This window comes from Microcystis aeruginosa NIES-843, from assembly GCF_000010625.1.
GTDB classification, from domain to species: domain Bacteria; phylum Cyanobacteriota; class Cyanobacteriia; order Cyanobacteriales; family Microcystaceae; genus Microcystis; species Microcystis aeruginosa.
The window spans coordinates 197,010-217,466 of record NC_010296.1 but is presented as its reverse complement, the minus strand read 5'-3'; the positions used below and the strand labels follow the sequence as shown (position 1 = coordinate 217,466).

General features: G+C 42.7%; 24 protein-coding genes and 1 pseudogene. 16 read left to right on the top strand and 9 right to left on the bottom strand.

The annotated features are described in order from the left end of the window. Positions 1 to 17: 17 nt before the first annotated feature. From arsB to arsC, 3 genes are read left to right on the top strand one after another with little or no spacing between them, the layout of a single operon-like run. Positions 18 to 1,163 (top strand): ACR3 family arsenite efflux transporter, encoded by a 1,146-nt coding sequence (gene arsB, locus MAE_RS01155; protein ID WP_012263960.1) that lies wholly within the window; start codon positions 18 to 20, stop codon positions 1,161 to 1,163. A 9-nt stretch (positions 1,164 to 1,172) separates the two neighbouring features. Then, positions 1,173 to 1,820 carry an arsenical resistance protein ArsH gene (gene arsH / locus MAE_RS01150; RefSeq protein WP_002757728.1) on the top strand — a complete coding sequence of 216 codons (648 nt, stop codon included), beginning with the start codon at positions 1,173 to 1,175 and terminating at the stop codon, positions 1,818 to 1,820. A gap of 23 nt (positions 1,821 to 1,843) precedes the next feature. After that, positions 1,844 to 2,242 carry an arsenate reductase, glutathione/glutaredoxin type gene (gene arsC / locus MAE_RS01145; RefSeq protein WP_012263959.1) on the top strand — a complete coding sequence of 133 codons (399 nt, stop codon included), beginning with the start codon at positions 1,844 to 1,846 and terminating at the stop codon, positions 2,240 to 2,242. 234 nt (positions 2,243 to 2,476) lie between these two features. On the opposite strand, the gene MAE_RS01140 is transcribed toward arsC, so the two are convergent. Both MAE_RS01140 and MAE_RS01135 read right to left on the bottom strand, forming a co-directional pair. After that, a complete protein-coding gene (locus MAE_RS01140; protein WP_041803625.1) occupies positions 2,477 to 3,358 on the bottom strand; it encodes a universal stress protein in 882 nt (293 codons plus the stop codon). 133 nt (positions 3,359 to 3,491) lie between these two features. Then, entirely contained in the window at positions 3,492 to 3,692 is a 201-nt protein-coding gene (locus MAE_RS01135; RefSeq protein ID WP_002739006.1) for an NblA/ycf18 family protein, read from the bottom strand. Positions 3,693 to 4,265: 573 nt separating this feature from the next. Here MAE_RS01135 and MAE_RS01130 point away from each other — a divergent pair. The 3 genes from MAE_RS01130 (at position 4,266) to MAE_RS01120 (ending at position 6,655) form a co-directional block, all read left to right on the top strand. After that, positions 4,266 to 4,793, top strand: a complete 528-nt coding sequence (locus MAE_RS01130; RefSeq protein WP_002778716.1) for an RNA recognition motif domain-containing protein — start codon at positions 4,266 to 4,268, stop codon at positions 4,791 to 4,793. Positions 4,794 to 4,865: 72 nt separating this feature from the next. Next, entirely contained in the window at positions 4,866 to 5,576 is a 711-nt protein-coding gene (gene rpiA / locus MAE_RS01125; RefSeq protein WP_012263957.1) for a ribose-5-phosphate isomerase RpiA, read from the top strand. 749 nt (positions 5,577 to 6,325) lie between these two features. Beyond that, positions 6,326 to 6,655, top strand: a complete 330-nt coding sequence (locus MAE_RS01120) for a hypothetical protein (protein ID WP_197533163.1) — start codon at positions 6,326 to 6,328, stop codon at positions 6,653 to 6,655. A 346-nt stretch (positions 6,656 to 7,001) separates the two neighbouring features. On the opposite strand, the gene recF is transcribed toward MAE_RS01120, so the two are convergent. Then, positions 7,002 to 8,129, bottom strand: a complete 1,128-nt coding sequence (gene recF / locus MAE_RS01115; RefSeq protein ID WP_012263955.1) for a DNA replication/repair protein RecF — start codon at positions 8,127 to 8,129, stop codon at positions 7,002 to 7,004. Positions 8,130 to 8,280: 151 nt separating this feature from the next. Between recF and MAE_RS01110 the strand changes: the two genes are divergently transcribed. The 7 genes and pseudogenes from MAE_RS01110 to MAE_RS36290 all read left to right on the top strand — a co-directional run bounded on the left by MAE_RS01110 (position 8,281) and on the right by MAE_RS36290 (position 11,851). After that, the gene (locus MAE_RS01110; RefSeq protein ID WP_012263954.1) at positions 8,281 to 8,853 is read left to right on the top strand and encodes a DUF2808 domain-containing protein; all 573 of its coding nucleotides are present in this window, start codon (positions 8,281 to 8,283) and stop codon (positions 8,851 to 8,853) included. A 181-nt stretch (positions 8,854 to 9,034) separates the two neighbouring features. Then, positions 9,035 to 9,205: a metallothionein gene (locus tag MAE_RS28165; RefSeq protein WP_080506919.1), complete on the top strand. Its 171-nt coding sequence runs from the start codon at positions 9,035 to 9,037 to the stop codon at positions 9,203 to 9,205. A 29-nt stretch (positions 9,206 to 9,234) separates the two neighbouring features. After that, positions 9,235 to 9,384, top strand: a pseudogene (locus tag MAE_RS01105) (transcriptional regulator); the annotation flags it as partial. Between the two features lie 303 nt (positions 9,385 to 9,687). Next, positions 9,688 to 10,290: a PEP-CTERM sorting domain-containing protein gene (locus tag MAE_RS01100; RefSeq protein ID WP_231859691.1), complete on the top strand. Its 603-nt coding sequence runs from the start codon at positions 9,688 to 9,690 to the stop codon at positions 10,288 to 10,290. 107 nt (positions 10,291 to 10,397) lie between these two features. Next, positions 10,398 to 10,583 carry a hypothetical protein gene (locus MAE_RS01095; protein ID WP_002761554.1) on the top strand — a complete coding sequence of 62 codons (186 nt, stop codon included), beginning with the start codon at positions 10,398 to 10,400 and terminating at the stop codon, positions 10,581 to 10,583. After that, complete coding sequence (locus tag MAE_RS01090; RefSeq protein WP_012263951.1) at positions 10,570 to 10,917, top strand: type II toxin-antitoxin system PemK/MazF family toxin; 348 nt, start codon at positions 10,570 to 10,572, stop codon at positions 10,915 to 10,917. The genes MAE_RS01095 and MAE_RS01090 overlap by 14 nt, the downstream gene beginning before the upstream one ends. A 202-nt stretch (positions 10,918 to 11,119) precedes the next feature. Then, positions 11,120 to 11,851 carry a DNRLRE domain-containing protein gene (locus MAE_RS36290; RefSeq protein ID WP_422730601.1) on the top strand — a complete coding sequence of 244 codons (732 nt, stop codon included), beginning with the start codon at positions 11,120 to 11,122 and terminating at the stop codon, positions 11,849 to 11,851. 51 nt (positions 11,852 to 11,902) lie between these two features. Here the strand turns inward: MAE_RS36290 and MAE_RS01080 are convergent, their stop codons facing one another. Then, complete coding sequence (locus MAE_RS01080; protein ID WP_012263948.1) at positions 11,903 to 12,547, bottom strand: Uma2 family endonuclease; 645 nt, start codon at positions 12,545 to 12,547, stop codon at positions 11,903 to 11,905. A 313-nt stretch (positions 12,548 to 12,860) separates the two neighbouring features. Here MAE_RS01080 and MAE_RS28160 point away from each other — a divergent pair, with 313 nt between their 5' ends. Further along, entirely contained in the window at positions 12,861 to 13,031 is a 171-nt protein-coding gene (locus tag MAE_RS28160; protein ID WP_002754961.1) for a metallothionein, read from the top strand. 98 nt (positions 13,032 to 13,129) lie between these two features. Continuing rightward, positions 13,130 to 13,501 (top strand): ArsR/SmtB family transcription factor, encoded by a 372-nt coding sequence (locus MAE_RS01075; RefSeq protein ID WP_041804490.1) that lies wholly within the window; start codon positions 13,130 to 13,132, stop codon positions 13,499 to 13,501. Here MAE_RS01075 and MAE_RS01070 read toward each other — a convergent pair. Beyond that, positions 13,498 to 14,286, bottom strand: coding sequence for a pentapeptide repeat-containing protein (locus tag MAE_RS01070; RefSeq protein ID WP_012263945.1), 789 nt, complete (start codon positions 14,284 to 14,286; stop codon positions 13,498 to 13,500). The genes MAE_RS01075 and MAE_RS01070 overlap by 4 nt on opposite strands. A gap of 201 nt (positions 14,287 to 14,487) precedes the next feature. Here MAE_RS01070 and MAE_RS01065 point away from each other — a divergent pair, with 201 nt between their 5' ends. Further along, the gene (locus tag MAE_RS01065; protein WP_012263944.1) at positions 14,488 to 17,550 is read left to right on the top strand and encodes a DEAD/DEAH box helicase; all 3,063 of its coding nucleotides are present in this window, start codon (positions 14,488 to 14,490) and stop codon (positions 17,548 to 17,550) included. Here the strand turns inward: MAE_RS01065 and MAE_RS01060 are convergent. The 4 genes from MAE_RS01060 to MAE_RS01045 form a co-directional block, all read right to left on the bottom strand. Beyond that, the gene (locus MAE_RS01060) at positions 17,547 to 18,440 is read right to left on the bottom strand and encodes a DUF6515 family protein (protein ID WP_012263943.1); all 894 of its coding nucleotides are present in this window, start codon (positions 18,438 to 18,440) and stop codon (positions 17,547 to 17,549) included. The genes MAE_RS01065 and MAE_RS01060 overlap by 4 nt on opposite strands. Positions 18,441 to 18,643: 203 nt before the next feature. Beyond that, the gene (locus MAE_RS01055; RefSeq protein ID WP_002772118.1) at positions 18,644 to 18,886 is read right to left on the bottom strand and encodes an AbrB/MazE/SpoVT family DNA-binding domain-containing protein; all 243 of its coding nucleotides are present in this window, start codon (positions 18,884 to 18,886) and stop codon (positions 18,644 to 18,646) included. A gap of 91 nt (positions 18,887 to 18,977) precedes the next feature. Beyond that, positions 18,978 to 19,754 (bottom strand): DUF2092 domain-containing protein, encoded by a 777-nt coding sequence (locus MAE_RS01050; RefSeq protein ID WP_041803617.1) that lies wholly within the window; start codon positions 19,752 to 19,754, stop codon positions 18,978 to 18,980. A gap of 33 nt (positions 19,755 to 19,787) precedes the next feature. After that, complete coding sequence (locus MAE_RS01045; RefSeq protein WP_041803615.1) at positions 19,788 to 20,450, bottom strand: potassium channel family protein; 663 nt, start codon at positions 20,448 to 20,450, stop codon at positions 19,788 to 19,790. Between the last annotated feature and the right edge of the window lie 7 nt (positions 20,451 to 20,457).

Genomic DNA, 20,457 nt, shown 5'->3' with positions numbered 1-20,457 from the left:
CTTTCCACCTTTGTGCGATGACTAATCAAATCAATCCTAAAGCCGCCAAAGCTGGCGGTAGCCTTAGTATTTTTGAAAAATACCTTACCCTTTGGGTTATTTTCTGTATTTTGGCGGGAATTGCCCTCGGTCGGTCATTTCCGGACGTAGCGCAGACTTTAGATGCCATGAGTATCTATAACGTTTCTATTCCGATCGCCATCTGTCTTTTCTTCATGATGTATCCGATCATGGTTAAGATCGACTTTTCTCAAGCTCTTCGGGCTGCCCGTACTCCCAAACCAGTTATTTTAACTTTAGTGGTTAATTGGCTGATCAAACCCTTTACCATGGTGGCGCTGGCTCAATTTTTTCTCGGCTGGCTGTTTCTGCCTTGGTTGAGTCAAACGGAGATTATCCGAGGACAGACGGTAAGTTTAGCTAGTTCCTACACTGCTGGAGCTATTTTACTAGGAATTGCTCCCTGTACGGCCATGGTCTTGATGTGGGGCTATCTTTCCTACAGTAACCAGGGTCATACCCTAATTATGGTAGCAGTCAATTCCCTAGCGATGCTTTTTCTCTACGCTCCTCTAGGTAAATGGTTACTGGCAGCTAATAATTTTGTAGTCCCTTGGCAGACCATTGTTTTTTCTGTGTTAATCTACGTTGGTTTACCGCTTATTGCTGGTATCTATAGCCGTCACTGGATTTTTAAACATAAAGGACGCGCCTGGTTTGAATCGCGTTTTCTTCACTATCTCAGTCCTGTGGCAATCACTGCCTTATTGTTAACCTTAATCCTCCTCTTTGCTTTCAAAGGCGATTTAATTGTTAGTAATCCCCTGCATATTTTCCTGATTGCTATTCCCCTGTTTATTCAAACTAATCTGATTTTTTTACTTAGTTATGTGGCCGCTCTCAAACTCAATTTAGTTTACGAAGATGCGGCTCCCGCTGCTTTAATTGGTGCTAGTAATCATTTTGAGGTCGCAATCGCCACTGCGGTGATGTTATTCGGATTGAATTCGGGGGCCGCTTTAGCGACAGTAGTGGGGGTATTGATTGAAGTACCTGTGATGTTAATGTTGGTAGAATTCTGTAAAAAAACCGCCTTTTGGTTTCCCAGAGATCCAGAAAAAGCCACCCTTCTCGATCCTCGTTGCTTGAGTTCTTACAAATAATTATTCACCATGCTCCAATCGACTCACAAACCAAGGATTCTTTTTCTGTATGGCTCTTTGCGGGAACGTTCCTACAGTCGTTTACTAGCAGAAGAAGCGGCCAGAATTATCACTGAATATGGGGCAGAAGTGCGCTTTTTTGATCCCCGTGAATTGCCGATTTATGGCAGTGTTCCCGATACTCATGCCAAAGTACAGGAATTACGAGAATTAAGTCAATGGTCTGAGGGTCAAGTCTGGTCATCTCCCGAACTTCACGGCAATATTAGCGGCATTATCAAAAACCAAATTGATTGGATTCCCTTAAGTATTGGTGCGATTCGTCCCACTCAAGGCCGCACTTTAGCAGTCATGCAAGTAAGCGGAGGTTCCCAATCTTTTAACGCGGTTAATACTCTGCGAATTCTTGGTCGTTGGATGCGAATGTTTACTATTCCTAATCAATCTTCTGTGGCTAAAGCTTATCAGGAGTTTCACGAGGATGGCACGATGAAAGATTCCCCCTATCGAGATCGGGTTATTGATGTGATGGAGGAACTTTATAAGTTTACCATTCTCCTGCGGGATCAGGTAGATTATCTGACCGATCGCTATAGTGAAAGGAAGGAAAAAGCCGCCCAAGAAATAGCCACAATTGCCCATAAAGCTATTAATTAAATCAATTTCTAGGAGTTAAAATCATGAAAAAAGTCATGTTTGCCTGTAGAAAAAATTCCTGTCGTTCCCAAATCGCCGAAGGTTTCGCTAAAACTTTAGGTGCGGGTAAAATTGCTGTCACCAGTTCTGGATTAGAAGCGGCCAAAGTTCATCCCGGGGCAATCGAAGTTATGCAGGAAATTGGCATCGATATTACTGACCAAACTTCCAAATCAATTAGGGATTTTAATCCTGAAGATTACGATGCCGTTATCTCCCTATGTGGTTGCGGTGTCAATCTGCCGGAAGGATGGGTTTTACAGGAAATTTTCGAGGATTGGTTAATTGATGATCCCGATGGTCAACCCATCGAAACTTTTCGCCGAGTTCGCGATGAAATTAAGGCTAAAGTTATTGGATTAATCGAGCAGTTAAGTAGGTAGTTGTTAAAAGTTGTCAGACACCCCCCTTATTAAGGGGGGCAGGGGGGATCAGAGGCAAAATCTATTTTTAATTTAATTATAACTACTTACTTAAGTTAATTTTCCCAAAAAAATCTTCGGCTCTCTTGTGGTTTGTGTGATAGATTTACTGATCGAATCTGTCTTCCTCTCTGTGTTCTTTGTGTCTCTGTGGTTTATCCAACCCAGCTAAACCAAGAGAGCCTTTTTTCTAGCTTATCCCTTGGGGGAGAAAAATAATAAGGGGAACCACAGTTGATGAAGAATATCTTCATTAATCCGACGCACGGCTAACCATTCCAACATATTGGAACGATGGCAGGTGGCCACAGCGATCGCACTGATATCATCTTCTTCTGCTGCCGTCAAAACTTCTAATACAGGTGTTCCTTGTCGCACTTCGCTCTGTACTTGCAAACCGAGTTTTTCTAGTCGCACTTGCACCGATTCTAATTCCCGACGGGCATCATTTAAACGAGATTCGGTGACACCGGGATCGCGACTGATATTTTCCACTACCCGGACGAGGAGGCATTGCTCAAAAGACCCAGGGGCGCGGGTTTGAGCGTATTTTTCCATCTGTTCAATTAGATAAATCGCATCGGGACTGCCATCGTAGGGAATTAATAAATGTTTCCAGAGATGCTGACAGCGCAGGGCTAATTCATCGCGAGTATAAACTGATAATAATTGCGGTCGGAAAATCAGCAGCGGAATATCGGTAATACCTGCGATCGCTAAACTGGTACTACCGAACAATTTTTCTTGGACAGCACCGCGCATGGGATTGCCCATCAAAATCACGTCAATAGAGTGATGCGCGAGGATTTCCCGTACGGCATCCACGGGACGACGGTTAGAGATTTCCAGACTAACTGTCATACCGTCGGGAATATTTGCTAAAGCTGGGGATAATTTTTCTTTGGCCGCGTCAATTTTCGCTTGATTTACGGCAGCTAGGGTGGGTTGTTCCCAAACCGGAATACTGTGGAGGAAGATAACTTGTTTTAAGCCGCTCAGGGCTAAGTGTGGCACACAATGGACAAGACGATGGAGACCATCGAAAAGATCTGTACAGATCAAAGCGCGCTCGAACATAAATTAACCCCTAGCAATTCGGTTATCCTTCCCTAAGAATAGCTAAAAAGGTGAAGAAATGCGCCCCGCATCCCTAGCTCGTTTCCGGAGAAACCCAGCCGGAGAAAGAGGTCGCCCACAGGGGTGAAATGAGTTATTGGGGAGCCCAGGGATTAGAATCTAGACCCCACTGGTGTTTGAGAAAAGCTTTGTACATATTTTCTCTGACCATCATTTGTTCGTAGAGCTTGATCAGGAAATCCTGCGCTTGCTCCTGACTCATTTTTTCTACCTGAGTCTGAAAAGAACGAATGTTGAACTGTTGTTCTAAGGAAAGTTCGATCGGTTGAGACATGGTGTTCCTCCTCGATGAAGACAGTGGTTGATAACAAGCGAGATGGGTGATGGGTATCACCTTTTTTAACTAATGTAACAAATACTTGACAAAGTGTCAATGTATCTGTAAAGAGGGTTTTGCTTTTTCCCTCCCGTTAGCTAGGATACCCCGCCGCCAAAAGGAAAGAAGCATATAATGATACATTTAGCAAGAGTTTTAATAAAATTTTGCTTACTGTGAACAAATACTTAAGTAGTTATACTTATTTTTTTCCATGGCAGCCCGGAGCGAGAGAAAATATTTGACAAATTGTGTAAACATTCTGTAATAATCGAAGAGAGCGACATAAATCGGGTAAGTTGAATGATTAGCCCTGTTAAAAGCTAAAAAGCGTAACTCCTAGATTCCGTTACTCTCGTTGAAATCGTTAAGGATAGTCGAAATTGACGGCCACAGCCGCTATCGTGCAGAAACTACAAGCTTATCGCTGGGAAACATCCTCCTTAGCTCTGTTTGCCTTAAAAAAATCAGGATACAGGCACGGAATGTCGCACAAGTTTTTACATCACCCTATACTTGGAGGAATCCATCATGTCCGTTCGTCTATACGTTGGTAATTTGCCCAAAGAATCCGTCGAGCGCGAAAAATTACAGGCGCTTTTTGCCGATGAAGGGGATACGATCACCACTAAAGTCATCAAAGATCGCAAAACTGGCAAATGTCGCGGTTTTGCCTTCGTTACCGTCCCTAGTGATGAACTAGCCGACCAGTTTATCGAAAAATACAACGGCCAATCCTTCATGGAAAACCCGATCAAAATCGAGAAAGCTCTCCCCCGCAGCAAGGGAGGTAAAGAAGAAGGAGAAGAAGCAGAAGGGCCGGAGGCCAGCGTAGAAACCCCGGAAAAAGTCGAAAGACCGACTCCGAAACCGACGACGGCAGCACCGCGCAAATCCAGTGGTGGTGGCGGCGGCGGCAAAAAACGCAAGGCTGAACGGGGTGGCAATAATGCCCCGAAAGTTACCAGCGATGGTGACGCTTTACAGCCAGATCCCCGTTGGGCTAATGAATTGGCTAAACTCAAGGAAATGTTAGCAGCTCAGGCCACTAATCCCTAATTCCATTGACAAGAGGGCAAGGGATAGCCGATAACTAAGAGGTTCAAAACATCGCTTTTAGGAATGTGCATCATGACAGCAATCGATCCGGTCATTATCATGAAACAGGAGGTCGGTAAGGCCGCCGCTAATCTAGTTCAATCTAATTCGGTCGTGGGATTGGGAACTGGTTCAACGACGGCCTACGCGATCGAGTATCTGGGCGCTAGACTGCAAAGCGGGGAAATCAGCAATATTGTCGGGGTTCCTACTTCTTTTCAAGCGCAAGTTTTGGCTAGGAAGTACGGAATTCCCCTCACTACCCTCGATGTCATCGCAAAGATGGATATCGCTATCGATGGGGCCGATGAGGTGGATCCCCAGAAAAACCTGATTAAAGGCGGCGGTGCTGCCCATACTCAGGAGAAAATTGTCGATAGTCTCGCCGATATTTTTGTCGTGGTAGTGGATGGCAATAAGCTGGTGGACAAGTTGGGATCGACTTTTCTTTTGCCGGTGGAAGTGTTACCCATGGCCATGACTCCGGTGATGCGAAAATTGGAGGCACTCGGTGGTAAACCTTCTCTCCGCATGGGAGTGAAAAAAGCTGGCCCCGTGGTGACAGATCAAGGCAATTTAGTTATCGATGTTAAATTTGATAGTATCGATGATCCAGCTGATTTGGAAAGAACTATTAATAATATGCCGGGGGTTTTAGAAAATGGTTTATTTGTCGGGGTTGCTGATCTGATTCTCGTCGGTGAAATTATTGACGGTAAGCCGGTAGTGCGCGAGATTAGGTAGGATTAATTATTCTTAATCTAACAGTGAAACAGGCCTGCGGCCTGTTTTGTTATTATGGGTATATACAGACAAAGAAAAAAGTCAAGGACGTTTTACCAGACCCATCGTTAGGGGGAATCGAGCAATTTTGGCTCAAATAATATTTGCTTTTAGCTAATAACAAATCTCTAGCTATTGCCAGAAGTCAATACCTTCGAGAGTTAACCCTCAGAATCGGAATTACCTGAAGCTAGGCAAGGGAGGTGATGTCGAGATGATTACACGAGATATCCCCAAAAGCGACAACCCAATCACGGTCTGCTTTTCTCATCTATACTAATAAAAATAGTTCGATAGCTGAACTGTATGTCTTTCGTTACTAATTCAATTTCATCGAAAAACTATGGGAGAATTAGAATCATTTCTATTCGAGTAAATCCCTTGACTAGAAAAGTTTTCAGCTTCGATATAATGATATAAGATATAATGGGAGCATCTCACCTTTGTAACCCTTAAATCAGGTTTTTATGTCAAGCTATTTTGAAAGCCTTGCTAGAAAACAGTTTTAGGGATAAGTATAATTACTCACTTGGATAAATGAGATGCTCCCCGATATAATATTATGTAGATTTCTATTATGAGTTACCTATATGAACACAAATAACGACCGAAAACACCTAAGATTATTGTCAATATTTCATTACATTGTGGGAGGAGTAATTGCTTTTTTCTCTCTTATTTTCTTGGGTCATTTTTTTATAGGAATAAGCATGATTACCTCCCCTGAATCATTCCCGATGGAGCCGTCGGGAGAGTTACCCCCCAAAGCATTTGGATATCTATTCGCCGCTCTAGGTGCAACAACAGTACTGCTAGGAGAAGCTTTAGCGATTTCTGCGATTTTTTCGGGTCGATTTCTCAGCCGTCACAAGAAATACTGGTTTTCTTTTGTGATAGCTTGCATCCTCTGCTTGTTCACCCCGTTGGGTACAATTCTCGGAGTCTTCACAATTATCGTCCTTTCCCGCCAATCGGTTAAGGAGCTATACGGACTTTCTAACAGCAACAATTTAGCCAGCAATCAGGATGACCGCGATTGACAGCAATGGTCTGTAAATAAAGGTTCATAAGCTTGAGATCGTATTATGGTAAGAATCTACTATCCGAGAAATCTTTAATTTTGACACCTGACAATTTTTTGGACAGAACCATGGTTGGTATTTGCAAGCTGGTGGTGAATGGTTAGTAATTTATAAATTAAACCAAACAATTAAACCAGAAGATATGAGAAATTTTCTAGAGCAAACTACCGAGATATCGCAGCTATTTACTGAATGAGTAGCTTTAGTTTAGGGTTAAACTGCTGAGGTGACTAGAGAGTGGAAAGATAGGGAGAAAAACCTGATAACTGATAACTGAATATGGCTGAAGGCTGGTGGCTATAGGCTAATAAAAAATATGTCCCTTTTTGACAGAAAATACTTGGGAAGATTGCAACCAACGGGACTCAAAAGAACTGAGATGAGTGGTGGTAATTAAAGTTTGAAAACGGTCTTCGATCGCATCTAATAATTGATTTTGTCGTTCGATATCTAATTCCGCTAAAACATCATCGAGGAGTAGTAGGGGAGGTTCCCCGATAATCTGCTCTAATAACTGTAATTCCGCTAATTTCAAGGCTAAAACTAAAGTTCTTTGTTGTCCTTGGGAACCGTAGGATTTAGCGGGGTTTTGGTTAATTAAAAAATCCACTTCATCCCGGTGCGGACCGACTACCGATGTCCCTAGTTGTTTCTCTGCCAAACGACGGGTTTCAATCTTATCTAAAAAAGCCCTTTGTACCCCATTGACATCATCTTCTACCCAAGGCACATTGGGAATATATTGTAATTCTAAAAGTTCGGTTTTTCCGCTAATACTTTCGTGCCATTTTTGGGCTAAAGGAATTAATCTTTGCAGGACTCGCGCCCTTCTTCTCGTTACTCTTGAACCGGTTTCTGCTAGTTGTAAATCCCAGAGTTTTAGCTGGGATAAATCCCCATAAACTTTTCCCTCTAATTCCTGTTTACGAATCTCTTTTAAGAGAGCATTTCTTTGTCGTAAAACCTGATTATATTGCTGTAAAATATGAACGTATAGGGGTTCTAATTGAATTAATAAAGTATCTAACCAATCTCGGCGAGCTTCCGGACCACCGCGCACTAAATCCAGATCGAGACTAGAAAATTGTACCGCATTAATCACGCCCAAAAAATCAAGATGACGGCGCAGGGGTTGACGATCACGGATCACGGTGCGACGACCAGAAGAACGGAGAATTAAACTTAATTCTGATGCGCCATAAAGACGATTAACCCTAGCAAAAATTCTCGCCTCCGAGTCCGATTCTAGCACCAGATCCCGATCCTTGCTGACTCGATGGCTCTTGAGAGTGGCCAAAAGTTCGATCGCTTCTAGTAAATTAGATTTTCCCTGAGCATTATTGCCCAATAATATTGTTTTTTTGGACTCGAATTTTAGCACCTGTTCGGCATAATTTCTAAAACTGTGAAGGTGCAGGTGTTCTAGATACATTGCAAGTTGGGGGTTGGGGAATTATGAAGTGGGAAGTGGGAAGTGGGGAGAAAACAGCTGATAACTGATAACTGACAACTGATCATGGCAGCGGTTGAGGGTTAAGTGAATTTGCTATAATTCCCCTTGACAATCAGTATTTTATAGTACCTTGAAGATTCCCTTTTTGCCTTTAAAACAGACTGAAAGTCTATCTAAACTCGCTTTGATTGCTATACTCGCTTTTGATGATTCTGTCTCTCTCGCAGGACAATTTCCCGATGGCAGAGTATTTTTTGAGAGTTCTCCCACTCTGGTTAATTTCTCCGCTACTTTCCAATCCGTGCGTGCTTGGGGAGCCAAATACTATCTTACCATCGCTCTACCGCCGTCTCTCGGGGTGCCCTTGGGTAAAGTAACCATACAACAGCAGCCTAATATTCAAACTATTGCTTTTCTTCTCGATCAAACCTTTGCTTTTCTTGGCGATCGCAATCAGCGAGGCGAAAAATTAACCCTAAAATCCACTACTTTTGACCCCAAGACTCAGACGATTACTGTCATTTTTGATCCTCCTGTCCCCCCTGGTAATACCGTTTCCATCGGTCTGAAACCAGTACGAAATCCTGATTATGGTGGTGTCTATCAGTTTGGAATTACTGCTTATCCCCCCGGGGAGAATTCTCCCGGATTAGCTCTAGGAGTCGGACGTTTAACAATTTACGATGCTGGCGATCGCTGGTAGGCTGTTCCGCGTCTAAACACAGTAAACAGTGAGCAGTAATCAGTAATCAGTGAGCAGTAAATATGAGATGACTGCTCTAACTTTCCCCTCTGAGTTTTAGAAAAATTTAACCTTATTCAATCTATGAACATCTGTTCAGATGTTATACTAAAGTCAGTAAAGAAGTTCCGAGGTAGTAACCATGATCGCTGTCACCACCATGAAATGTGCTTGTGAATCCTGTAAGTGTGTAGTATCGATCGCCGATGCCATCAAAGAAAACGATCAATACTACTGTTGCCAAGCTTGTGCCGATGGTCACGTTAAAGGGAAAGGCGGTGGACACCCGGGCTGTTGTTGCAGTCAAATTTAGTTATTGGGGAGAAGGGGACAAGTATCGGCATGGAAGATTCGATCGATACCTCCCTTTCTCAACTTTCCCTTAATAACCGCTCGGGAAAAAATATGGCCCTAGAGAAAATAGCACCGGTTTGTGGGGAATCCCATCACCAAGAGGGGAAATTCCAGAACTTGCAGGGATTAGAACTAGAAGGCTAATTGCATTCGCCTCACCCAATATGTTCCCAGACAATATGTTACCAGAGGAGACGAATGGCGATCGCCTAAGTGGTCATCGGAAGCACATTCTGGTAAATACTAAACGGTTGTCATTGAGAGGTAATATTCATTTGAATGAGGTTTTACGGTTATGACATTAGCAATAAGAATTGCTTATCAAAGATAGCGATCACATCCTCTGTTTTAGCTGTTAGTACCTTCGTGATTGTACCTGTTAACGCTTCTAACGTCACCTTGAACTTTAATACCTTACCAAGTTCACAAGGAGGGACGTATTTGGTAGATGGTAATACAGCAACGGAGACAGATGTGTTTTCTATCAGTAACGGTGTCCTCACTCAAAATACATTAGGATCAGGTGATGGTGTTAACGGCTATAGGTTAGCGAATGTCGTTGACACGACTCAGCCTTTTACCTTATCTTGGCGATCACGAGTGCTTCAAGATGAATTTGTACTAAATCCTCAAAATTTCTTTGGTTTGGGATTAAGCATCAATAGTTCATCACAACGTTTTACGGTTGGGTTTGGGACTGACGCAATCGGCATTTCAGCATTTCAAATACTGCCAGGATCATTTAACAATACCGTGTTTCATAATTATCGCTTGGAAGGTTCATTTAACAGCGGAAACGCTCAATTATACATTGACGACCTACCGATTGCCACTTTAGCCCTTTTGAGTGGAGTTACCCCAAATGCTTCCGACGGACTTTTCTTTGGGGATGCAACAGGTTACACTAATGCACTAGCGGAGATAAGCAGTTATAGTTTTATACAGGGTACTCTTCCCGGATCAGTTCCCGAACCTTTATCAATTCTAGGGTTACTGAGTTTAGGAGTATTAGGAATAGGTGCAGCCTTAAACCGAAAACTATAACCCCTAAATTATCATCGGCAAAAGTTCCCTGACTTCCTTGTACATTTAAAGTCAGGGATTAAGCGTTTGCTTGACATAAATGTATATCTCGACAACCCCAGAGTCTTATGATTTCCACCCTAACCCTTGAAGAAATCAAAACCCTAGTCTATCAACTTCCCCTCTCAGAACAAATTTCTCTCTTAGAAGACCTCGAAGACAAGCTAGAAACCCTCACCCTCATGAAACTAGCAGAAACAGGCTTTCCAGAATGGAACGACCCAGAGGAAGATATTTACAATGTCCAACCCTAAAGCTGCCGAAATTTGGTTAGTTCGCTTTCCCTTCAGCGACCTTAGCACCACAAAACTCAGACCCGCGCTAGTTTTAGCTGTACATCGAGAAGAACAAATCATCCTGGGAATCTTCTCCAAAATCCCCCCTGGAGAGTGGTGGGAAACTTGGATACTGGTTAGGGAAGGACATCCCAACTTCTCACAAACAGGCTTAAAAAAGACCTCTGTAATCAGAACTGACAAGATTGCGACGGTCAACCAGTCCGTTTTTCAACAGAAACTAGGCATTTTACCCTCAGACATCCTAAACCAAGTTCAAACTGCCCTCAAAAAATCCTTAAATATTCCCTAGCATTGATTTTATCCAATGATTAACTTTCCTAAAGCGATCCCAAAGATTTCCTTAAATTTCCCCTGAGCAATCCAGAAAGCTTCATTACTATACTACTATACAACTAAACAATCACTCAAATCTAATTCTCCAGAGGCTTTTCAATTATGACATTAGCAAAACTGATTAATTTTGCGGGGGGGGTAAGAATTGCTTATCCAAGATAGCGATTACATCTTCTGTTTTAGCTGTTAGTACCTTTGTTATAGCACCTGTTCAAGCAGCAACTGTTAATCGTACAACAGCTTTTGGCAATGGTGCAGATACTTTTGTTGTTAATATTAATCCTGATACAAATTTCAATGCAGTAGATCCAACAGTTGCAATTAAGGGTGATTCTACTGTCATAAGGAAAGGATACCTAAGATTCGATCTAAACTCCATCAATAAATCAAACATTAGTAACGCTATTTTCAATTGGACTTATGTTGATAATAACTCTACTCCTCCACTGTCTAGCTACAGTGTCTATGGGTTAAATGATGGAAATGCTGGAGAGAACTGGAACGAATCCACAATTACTTGGAATAATGCACCTGCTAACGGGGGAGGTAACACGATTGATTCCAGCCAAACCACTTTTCTAGGATTATTCTCTTTTAATCCTACAAGTACACCATTTGGTACGATAATTAGTTTTTCCGATCCTAAATTAGTCAGCTTTTTACAGAATGATACGAACAATCTAGCAACGCTAATCATCACGCGCGATAATTTTAACGTTTCTACCCAAAATTTTGCTGGTAAGGAAGCTACTCAATTTGCTCCACCAACACTACAATTAGAAATTACTCCCCCACCTCCTGTCACTTCTATCCCCGAACCCTCATCAATTCTAGGAATACTGAGTTTAGGAGTATTAGGAATAGGTGCGGCTTTAAAGCGAAAACTGTAACCCCTAAATTATCATCGGCAAAAGTTCCCTGACTTCGTTGTCCATTTAAAGTCAGGGATTAAGCGTTTGCTTGACCCAAATTCGGAATTGTTTTAATGCCATTGCACTACCTATTTTTTGACTATTTTGTAGCGTTTCTGGAATTTTTTCTATTAGATTAAATTGAGAAAATAGTCGGCTTTGGGAAGATTCAACATATTCCGATCCTTGCAAAACATTGATTTCCAGTCTCTCTCCATTATATCGCCACAATTCAGGAACACCCAATCGCTCATAATTATTAAATCGGGTTCGCTTAGTAATATCAATTTCAATTGCTAAATCGGGAGGGGGATCAATAGCCAGATCAAGTCGCTTTTTTCCCCTAACAGCAGCACAATTTTCGATATAAAAAGACTCATCTGGTTCTATTCCTTGATCCATTTGCTGATTTTTAAAGGTTGTCGATCCAGCGGGTTCATAGTCTAACTCTAATTCATCCAGGAGAACTTTAACCAAATCCCCGATTAAAACTTTGGTGTTTTCATCAATAAAAAGAGGAGTCATTGCTTCTAAAGTTCCCTGACTATAAGATAGACGAATTGACCGTCGCTCTCCCAATTCGTCAAGAATTTTTTCATAATCTTGCCAAGTGAGTGAAGTTAACAACAGGCGGTCGCCTGGGGTAACAGTTAGTTGTTTTAATGCTAATAACATCAGAATTTGTCGCCTAAGTTGTTATGATTGGGCGGTTTAGTCAGTATTTAACTTTTTTCTACCTTAGACTATATATAGCAGTTTTCATCAGAATGAGGCATGGGCAAGGGGCTTAAACTCTTTGTTGGCAAAACTTGTCGATACCTCAGTAACGTGAAAAGCTCTATATGCAAACTGAAAACTCAAATCTGATCACTGATCAAGGAGAACTTCCCACCCGTCTGAGTTTTAGAAAAATTTAACTTTATTCAATCCATGAACATCTGTTCAGATGTTATACTAAAGTCAGTAAAGAAGTTCAGAGGTAGTAACCATGATCGCTGTCACCATGATGAAATGTGCTTGTAAATCCTGTTTGTGTGTAGTATCGATCGCCGATGCCATCAAAGAAAACGATCAATACTACTGTTCCCAAGCTTGTGCCAATGGTCACGTTAACGAGAACGAGAAAGGCTGTGGACACCAGGGCTGTGGTTGCGTTTAAATTTAGTTATTGGGGAGAAGGGGACAAGTATCGGCATGGAAGATTTGATCGATACCTCCCTTTCTCAACTTTCCCTTAATAACCGATCAGGAAAAAATATGGCCATAGAGAAAATAGCACCGGTTTGTGGGGAATCCCATCACCAAGAGGGGAAATTCCAGAACTTGCAGGGATTAGAACTAGAAAAAGCCCAAAAAATGGCCGAATTTTTCAGCCTTTTGGGGGATGCCAACCGCCTCAGAATTCTGTCGCTTTTAGCCAAACAAGAATTATGTGTTTGTGACTTAGCCGACGACTTAGGGATGAGTGAATCGGCCGTATCGCACCAGTTAAGAACCCTAAGAGCCTTAAGATTAGTTAAATACCAAAAACAGGGACGGAGAGTCTTTTATCGTCTTGCCGATCATCATGTTCTTGACCTTTATTACGCGGTCTCGGAACATTTAGAAGAACCAGCGGACGAGGATTAAAACAGTCCCAAAGCGGGTAAAACAAACTGTAAGAGCAGAGAACCAATCCCCTGCACCATTTGGTCTAATTGAGCGTTGCCACCACCTTGTTCTCGCGGTTTTAGGGCGATTTCCATGCCTTTAATAAAATTCTCTGCCGCTTCGTAACCGGGGGTATTACCTTGTCGTTCAAAGAGAGTCGAAGCCATTTGAGCGTCCTGGGCCGCTAGAGCATTTTGTCCCAGACGATAGTGAGCCATAGCCCGGGCCAGATAAGCTGGAGCATATTCTGAGTTAATTGTCAAGGCCTTATTAAAATTTTCTATAGCGGCGCTGGTGCGTCCCTGTTTTCCTTCCACCATTCCTAGACCATAGAATAGTTCAGGAGTACCGGCACTACTGGGAATTCCCACCGCACCCTGTACATAGGCAGTGTCTAGTTTGGTGTTGTCGAGGTTAGCATTATTGAGATAAGTGCCTCTTAAATCCGCACCCGTCAAGATTGCCCCGGTTAAGTTCGCTCCAGTCAGATTAGCACCAAAAAGAGAGGCTCCAGTTAAATTTGCGCCACTCAGATCCGCCCCACTTAAATTAGCTTGACTAAGATTGGCCCCGACGAGATTGGCCCCATTTAATTTTGCCCCGACTAGATTCGATTGCACTAACCCCGAACCGCTCAGATCGCATTGGGGACATTTTCGGGTGGATAATAATTGCTGTAGATGGTTTAAATCTTCCCCATAACCAACTAGGGAGAAGTTCAGGGGAAGACTGAGGACGAGGGTGAGGGCGATCGATTTGTACATAGTTTAAAAATAAATCTATTTATTATTACTGATAATAACCATTCGATCGGGGCTAATCGCTTAACTAGATTCTGCTTGAGAAATCAGCCCTTGTCCACTAAAATAGAAGATTAGAGGCTCTTAACGTCAGAAGAAGCGACAAAATCGAGATTTGTTACCTTTTCAACAGCAGGTTTTTTAGAGAAATTTCCCTATTTTATAATGACTACTCTACACGGTAATTGGCTGATTCGTTCGCAGGATAGTGTTTTTTTTCTTTGGGGTGAACAGTGGCAAGGGAAAGAATTAAGTGAAACCCAAGAAAATCATCCTTTTTGTCTAGAATCTGGGGCATTAGCCCAATTTATCGAGAAATTTTCTCCTCAGCTTGACCGCTATTCTCCAGAATCAATCAAGCTCAGTTTGCCGAGCTATTCCCCCCCTAGGAAAAAATATTTTTTACCGCTGCTGTCTGGGCAAATTCTCGAACCCACAGCTAAATCCTTGTCTTGGCAACCATGGCAGGTATCGGGATTAACTTTTTCTGCGGGGATGATAGTGCGGTTATGGGAGAAATTACCCCTAGCTAAGGCCGAATTTATCGGCAATGATCTACGATTTTGGCTGTATTTGCACCGTTGGAGTTTAGATTTATTAGCAAGGGGAAAGTTTTTAGCGGGAATAAATCAGGGTGAAAGTTGCTGGTATCCCCTGCTAGATAGTACCATCGATCGCACTCGTTTAGCTAAGTTTATCCAAACCATCCCCCCGGTCTGTCTTGCCTATCAAGAAAATAGCGAACCACAAACAATTATTCTCGATTGCTTAAAAAATATTGTCGATGCTCGTTTGCGACAAAAGATAGATAGTAGTGTTAATATTTCGCCGTCATTGATGGTAAAACCCTGGCTACAATCTTTAAGCGGTGATCATCATGAGATTGCCTTAGAAGCCAAGAATTTACAGCGTCTAGAAAATGCTTATCATAACTGGGTGTTTCCTATCCAAGAAAGTTTGGTTAATGGCAATAATCGCCAATTAATCGAGAATCAATACCGTGTCTGTTTATCTTTACAACCTCCCAGTCTAGGGACAGTGTGGAAACTCACCTATTATTTACAAGCGTTAGATGCTCCCGAATTTCTCATTAGTGCCAAGTTGATTTGGTTAGAGGGCAAAGAAAGTTATCATAGTTATCAAAGAGTTGTCAATAATCCTCAGGAAATTCTCTTAAAAGGATTGGGATTAGCGGCGCGATTGTACGAACCAATTAGAATTAGTTTAGAGCAAAGACACCCGGAGGAATGTTCTCTTGATTCGCTCGAAGTTTATCAGTTTATTCGCTCGATCGCTTGGCAATTGCAAGATCAGGGATTAGGGGTAATTTTGCCAACGGGTTTAACTGCTGGTAGTAATGAACAAAGATTAGGAATTAAGATTGCTGCCAGTGTAACTCCCAAAAAAGGAGAAAGATTAAGTTTAACCAGTTTGTTAAACTTTCAGCTTAAATTAGTGGTAGGGGAACAGGAAATATCGAAAAAAGATTTTGATAAGTTATTAGAGAAAAAATCGCCAGTGGTGGAAGTGGGAGGCAAATGGTTAATCCTACAACCTACGGATGTCAAAGCAGCTCAGGCAATTTTAAATAATACCATCGCTCCCCTTAATCTCTCGGTGGAGGATGCCCTGCGCTTGAGTTCAGGAGATAATAATCTAATTGCTAAACTGCCGGTAGTTAATTTCCAAGCGGAGGGAGCATTAAAGGAATTAATTGATAATTTAAATAACAATCAAGGGATTCAATTAATCAACCCACCGCGGGAATTTCGGGGGGAATTACGTCCCTATCAAATCAAGGGAGTTAGTTGGTTAGCTTTCCTAGAAAAGTGGGGTTTAGGTGCTTGTTTAGCCGATGATATGGGTTTAGGAAAAACCCCGCAATTAATCGCTTTTTTACTAGCATTAAAAGAACAGGATATGTTAGTTAATCCCGTGTTAGTGGTGGCTCCCACTTCTGTGGTCAATAACTGGGAACATGAATTAAGAAAATTCGCTCCCACCCTGGCTGTTTTTGTGCATCATGGCGAAAAAAGATTAAAAGGTCAAGCTTTTGCTCAAGAGGTAAAAAATAAATCGGTTGTTATTACCAGTTATCCTTTAATCTATCGCGATCTGTCCACTTTGGAAGCAGTACAATGGCAAGGTTTAGTTTTAGATGAGGCTCAAAATATTAAAAACTCTACGGCTAAACAATCCCAAGCAGTGCGAAAAATACCCGCAGGATTTCGGATTGCCTTAACGGGAACTCCCGTAGAAAATCGCCTGACAGAATTGTGGTCAATTTTGGATTTTCTCAATCCCAATTTTTTAGGAACTCAAACATTTTTCCAGCGTCGTTTTGCCCTTCCCATTGAAAAATACGGCGATCAAGAATCCCTGCATAATTTGCGTTCCCTTGTCCGTCCCTTTATTTTACGGAGATTAAAAACCGATAAAAATATTATTGAAGATTTACCAGAAAAACAGGAAATGAATATTTTTTGTGGTTTATCGAAAGAACAGGGACAACTTTATCAACAATTAGTCGAGACAACGCTCCAGAAAATTGAAGAAATTCAAGGAATTCAGAAACATGGATTAATTTTAACCTTGCTAATGCAACTAAAACAAATTTGTAATCATCCCGCCCATTTTTTGAAAGAAAATAGTTTAGAAACCAGTCAAAGATCGGGAAAATTATTACGTTTAGAAGCTATGGTAGAGGAAGTGATAGCAGAAGGCGATCGAGCTTTAATTTTTACACAATTTGCCGAGTGGGGAAAACTCCTACAAACCCATCTCCAGAAAAAATTAGCCGAGGAAATATTATTTCTCTCCGGTTCTACCAAAGCAAAAGATCGGGTAGAAATGATCGAGCGCTTTCAAAATGATCCCCAAGGACCAAAGATTTTTATTCTCTCCCTGAAAGCGGGGGGAACAGGATTAAATTTAACCCGCGCTAATCACGTTTTTCATATCGATCGTTGGTGGAATCCGGCCGTAGAGAATCAGGCCACCGATCGCGCTTTCCGCATCGGACAAAAACGCAATGTTCAGGTACATAAATTCATCTGTACGGGAACCCTAGAGGAACGCATTAATGAGATGATCGAAAGCAAGAAACAATTAGCGGAACAAACCGTAGATGCTGGGGAAAATTGGTTAACAGAATTAGATACCGATCGCCTGCGAGATTTATTATTATTAGATCGATCGGCAATTATTGATGAAGAAGAAACCGATTAGAAGCGAACGACCTGATAAACCGTGGAACCATTCTCAAACAGAGGCCGATAGTAAATACCGCTGCAATTGTAATAAAGCGTATTGTCAGCCGTAATTGTGGTGCAGCCGTCTGGGATATAGGTGACAATTGCGCCGATTGGCGGGGCCACCACCGTGTAGGAACTACCGCTAGGCTGAAGATAGATGCCGTCCGAGTAAATGTAGGAAGTAGAACCCATATAGACAGTATCGTAGTATGGGGGGAGAGTAGCGATCGCTGAACCGATGACTAGGCCAGTGGTCAACCCCACCCAACCCCAACCCGGGGGGACATAATAACCGCCACCGTACCAACCGCCACCACGCCAGTAACCGTTGCGATTATCGTCAATAAAGTTCTGACGGTTCTGTTGGCGATCGCTAACCTGCTGCTGCCGTTCACCCTGTCTTTCGGTGCGTTCCCCTTGACGGATATCGGTTCTTTCGCTGCGTTCACCCTGCCGGTTTTGTTGACCGGTTTGCCGTTCACCCTGTCTTTCGCTGCGTTCCCCTTGACGGGTATCGGTTCTTTCGCTGCGTTCACCCTGCCGGTTTTGTTGACCGGTTTGCCGTTCACCCTGTCTTTCCGTGCGTTCCCCTTGACGGTTTTGTTGACCGGTTTGCCGTTCACCCTGTCTTCCAGAAAAATCTCTAGAGGGTTGGGAACGATTACTAAAATTCCCTCGGTTTTGCAGATCACTACTGCGGTTAACCCGTGGGGAAGCTCCACCACCGCCACGACTACCACCGCCACCGCCACGACTACCGCCGCCACCGCCACCGCGAGCGTCCACATAATCCGTTACCAGTAAACTTGTACCCAAGAGGAGGGCGGCAAGAACACATAAGTTTTGACATAAAGATCTTTTCATGGCCCGGACTCCTTGATTTTTTTATCTTCCCAGATTATTTTCTGCAAGCGTTCGACGGTTTCTGGTGCAAAAAAACGGGCGTTGCTGAATCAAGGTATGAATGCCAACTTTGCATCAGATGCAAAAGTTAGTTTGGCTCTAGGTTTTAAAAATACCAGAAAAGAAGATTCATATCTCAAATCAGCAACGCCTTAGAATGTATGTCACCAAACCTCCTCTCCCATTGGCCGTCCCCAATCCACTTCCGGCTCCGGTGATTCAACAACCTCAGCCAGTAGTTCTTCTAGGCTTAACTCAGGCAAGGCTTGAATTAGCTCAATTACTAGCTTTCCGTTTTCCACAGAACATTCAACAACGTCATTGGGATTGAGGTTTAGTGCTTCCACCGCATACTTGGGAATCCGAATCGCTAAAGAATTACCCCAGCGTCCAATCTGCGACTTCATTATCCCACCTCGAATTCGTTAGATATTCAAAGTATATCAAAACGCTGATTTAGGGGAATACCGACAAGCGATCGCATTTTATGAACGGCGTTTAAGGCTGGGATTGATTATCCCTAGGGGGTAGAAGTTCGATAGGGATCGACTCTGATCCCGGTTGGAAAGTGAAAGTATCGGCGGGTGTACTGGGATTAAAATTCCAGTCGGATAATATTGCCGTGTACTGGGGTGAACCGGGTAGAGTTTTATAGGTAATAATCGCTTTCCTCAGTAGGGGGGTGGCATCCTGCGTGACCCAGATTTGATAATCGCGATCGCTACCAATCAGCAGCAGGTGATACATTTGTTCGCCATTGACCATGTTGTTGCCGATAAAAATAATTTGCCCGACATCGGCCATTAGATCTGCACAGGGATCGTTCGCTGCCAGATTGGACATGGGAATAGTGATTCCGTACCTTTGCTCTACTTGGTCTAAGGCTTCATCTAGAGTATTCGCTGCCGGTTTCGTGACGTATAGATCCCGTTCCAGATCCGCGAGGGTGAAGGTTTTACCATCGTAAAAAAAGCGGGTAACTCGTTCATCCCCAGTGTAGTCCGAGCGCAGGCGATCGGGTTTCTCTACCCAGATGTTTTGATAGGCACTGTACTGAACTTTCGCCCCGGAGTCGAGTACATCGTCATAGGTGACATCCATATTGACGGTGAACGATCGCTGTTTGGTTAAATTAGCACAGAGTTGCTCGATCACCTGTTCCGCCGTTTTTGGGCGGATTTCCTGGGATAGAGTCGGTATTTCCGCCAAGACTCCTGCGGCAGTGACCCAAGGCAAAAGTAAAGAAAGAATCGGCATAAAGCGACGCATAATCATCTAATATTCCCCCAAGGCGCTGGATTGTTTTGGTTAACGACCATTGTGTAAACTGACTAAACGAGCGATAAAAACGGCGGGATAGAGAACTCCAGTCATTCCTTCTAAATTGGCTAAAACTCTAGCGACTTTACTGGTAGGAACTATATCACCGTAACCAACCGTGGCCAGGGTAGTAAAGCTGAAATGAAGTAGATCCGCCTGGTTGACGGTTTTAGCGGCGGAGCTAAAGGAATCGGGTTCAAAAATCTGGACGATACTATAAGCGGATGCCCAGAAAAATCCTAGGAGAAAATAGACACAAATTCCCCCTTTGATGATATCGGATGTTACCTGTTCGGCGAGAATTAATTCTTGTAAAATCGAGTACACGCATAAACTAATAAAAGCTAGAGAAATTAATGTACTAGACAGATCGAACCAACCGGTTAAATCCCTATTTATAGGGATAATCGTGCCGAATACTCGCAGGATGAGGGCAATTAGAAACAGACCGATATTACATCTTAAAGCCAATTTACTGCGATCGATCTGATAGACGGCGATGATCACAGAGAGGGAGAAGAAAAAGAAAACTAGCAAATCTCCGAGGGGTAGATATACTAAAAATGGGTAAATAATGTAGAGCAAGACTAGATTTGCCAGCAGCCGATTGTATTTATTTTCTGTTGCCCGCATCAATTGACGGAATTTCATAGCAGCG

Coding starts and splice junctions, on each gene's coding strand:
- arsB (WP_012263960.1), top strand. CDS start 18: ATGACTAATCAAATCAATCCTAAAGCCGCCAAAGCTGGCGGTAGCCTT.
- arsH (WP_002757728.1), top strand. CDS start 1,173: ATGCTCCAATCGACTCACAAACCAAGGATTCTTTTTCTGTATGGCTCT.
- arsC (WP_012263959.1), top strand. CDS start 1,844: ATGAAAAAAGTCATGTTTGCCTGTAGAAAAAATTCCTGTCGTTCCCAA.
- MAE_RS01140 (WP_041803625.1), bottom strand. CDS start 3,358: ATGTTCGAGCGCGCTTTGATCTGTACAGATCTTTTCGATGGTCTCCAT.
- MAE_RS01135 (WP_002739006.1), bottom strand. CDS start 3,692: ATGTCTCAACCGATCGAACTTTCCTTAGAACAACAGTTCAACATTCGT.
- MAE_RS01130 (WP_002778716.1), top strand. CDS start 4,266: ATGTCCGTTCGTCTATACGTTGGTAATTTGCCCAAAGAATCCGTCGAG.
- rpiA (WP_012263957.1), top strand. CDS start 4,866: ATGACAGCAATCGATCCGGTCATTATCATGAAACAGGAGGTCGGTAAG.
- MAE_RS01120 (WP_197533163.1), top strand. CDS start 6,326: ATGATTACCTCCCCTGAATCATTCCCGATGGAGCCGTCGGGAGAGTTA.
- recF (WP_012263955.1), bottom strand. CDS start 8,129: ATGTATCTAGAACACCTGCACCTTCACAGTTTTAGAAATTATGCCGAA.
- MAE_RS28165 (WP_080506919.1), top strand. CDS start 9,035: ATGATCGCTGTCACCACCATGAAATGTGCTTGTGAATCCTGTAAGTGT.
- MAE_RS01095 (WP_002761554.1), top strand. CDS start 10,398: ATGATTTCCACCCTAACCCTTGAAGAAATCAAAACCCTAGTCTATCAA.
- MAE_RS01090 (WP_012263951.1), top strand. CDS start 10,570: ATGTCCAACCCTAAAGCTGCCGAAATTTGGTTAGTTCGCTTTCCCTTC.
- MAE_RS01080 (WP_012263948.1), bottom strand. CDS start 12,547: ATGTTATTAGCATTAAAACAACTAACTGTTACCCCAGGCGACCGCCTG.
- MAE_RS28160 (WP_002754961.1), top strand. CDS start 12,861: ATGATCGCTGTCACCATGATGAAATGTGCTTGTAAATCCTGTTTGTGT.
- MAE_RS01075 (WP_041804490.1), top strand. CDS start 13,130: ATGGCCATAGAGAAAATAGCACCGGTTTGTGGGGAATCCCATCACCAA.
- MAE_RS01070 (WP_012263945.1), bottom strand. CDS start 14,286: ATGTACAAATCGATCGCCCTCACCCTCGTCCTCAGTCTTCCCCTGAAC.
- MAE_RS01065 (WP_012263944.1), top strand. CDS start 14,488: ATGACTACTCTACACGGTAATTGGCTGATTCGTTCGCAGGATAGTGTT.
- MAE_RS01060 (WP_012263943.1), bottom strand. CDS start 18,440: ATGAAAAGATCTTTATGTCAAAACTTATGTGTTCTTGCCGCCCTCCTC.
- MAE_RS01055 (WP_002772118.1), bottom strand. CDS start 18,886: ATGAAGTCGCAGATTGGACGCTGGGGTAATTCTTTAGCGATTCGGATT.
- MAE_RS01050 (WP_041803617.1), bottom strand. CDS start 19,754: ATGATTATGCGTCGCTTTATGCCGATTCTTTCTTTACTTTTGCCTTGG.
- MAE_RS01045 (WP_041803615.1), bottom strand. CDS start 20,450: ATGAAATTCCGTCAATTGATGCGGGCAACAGAAAATAAATACAATCGG.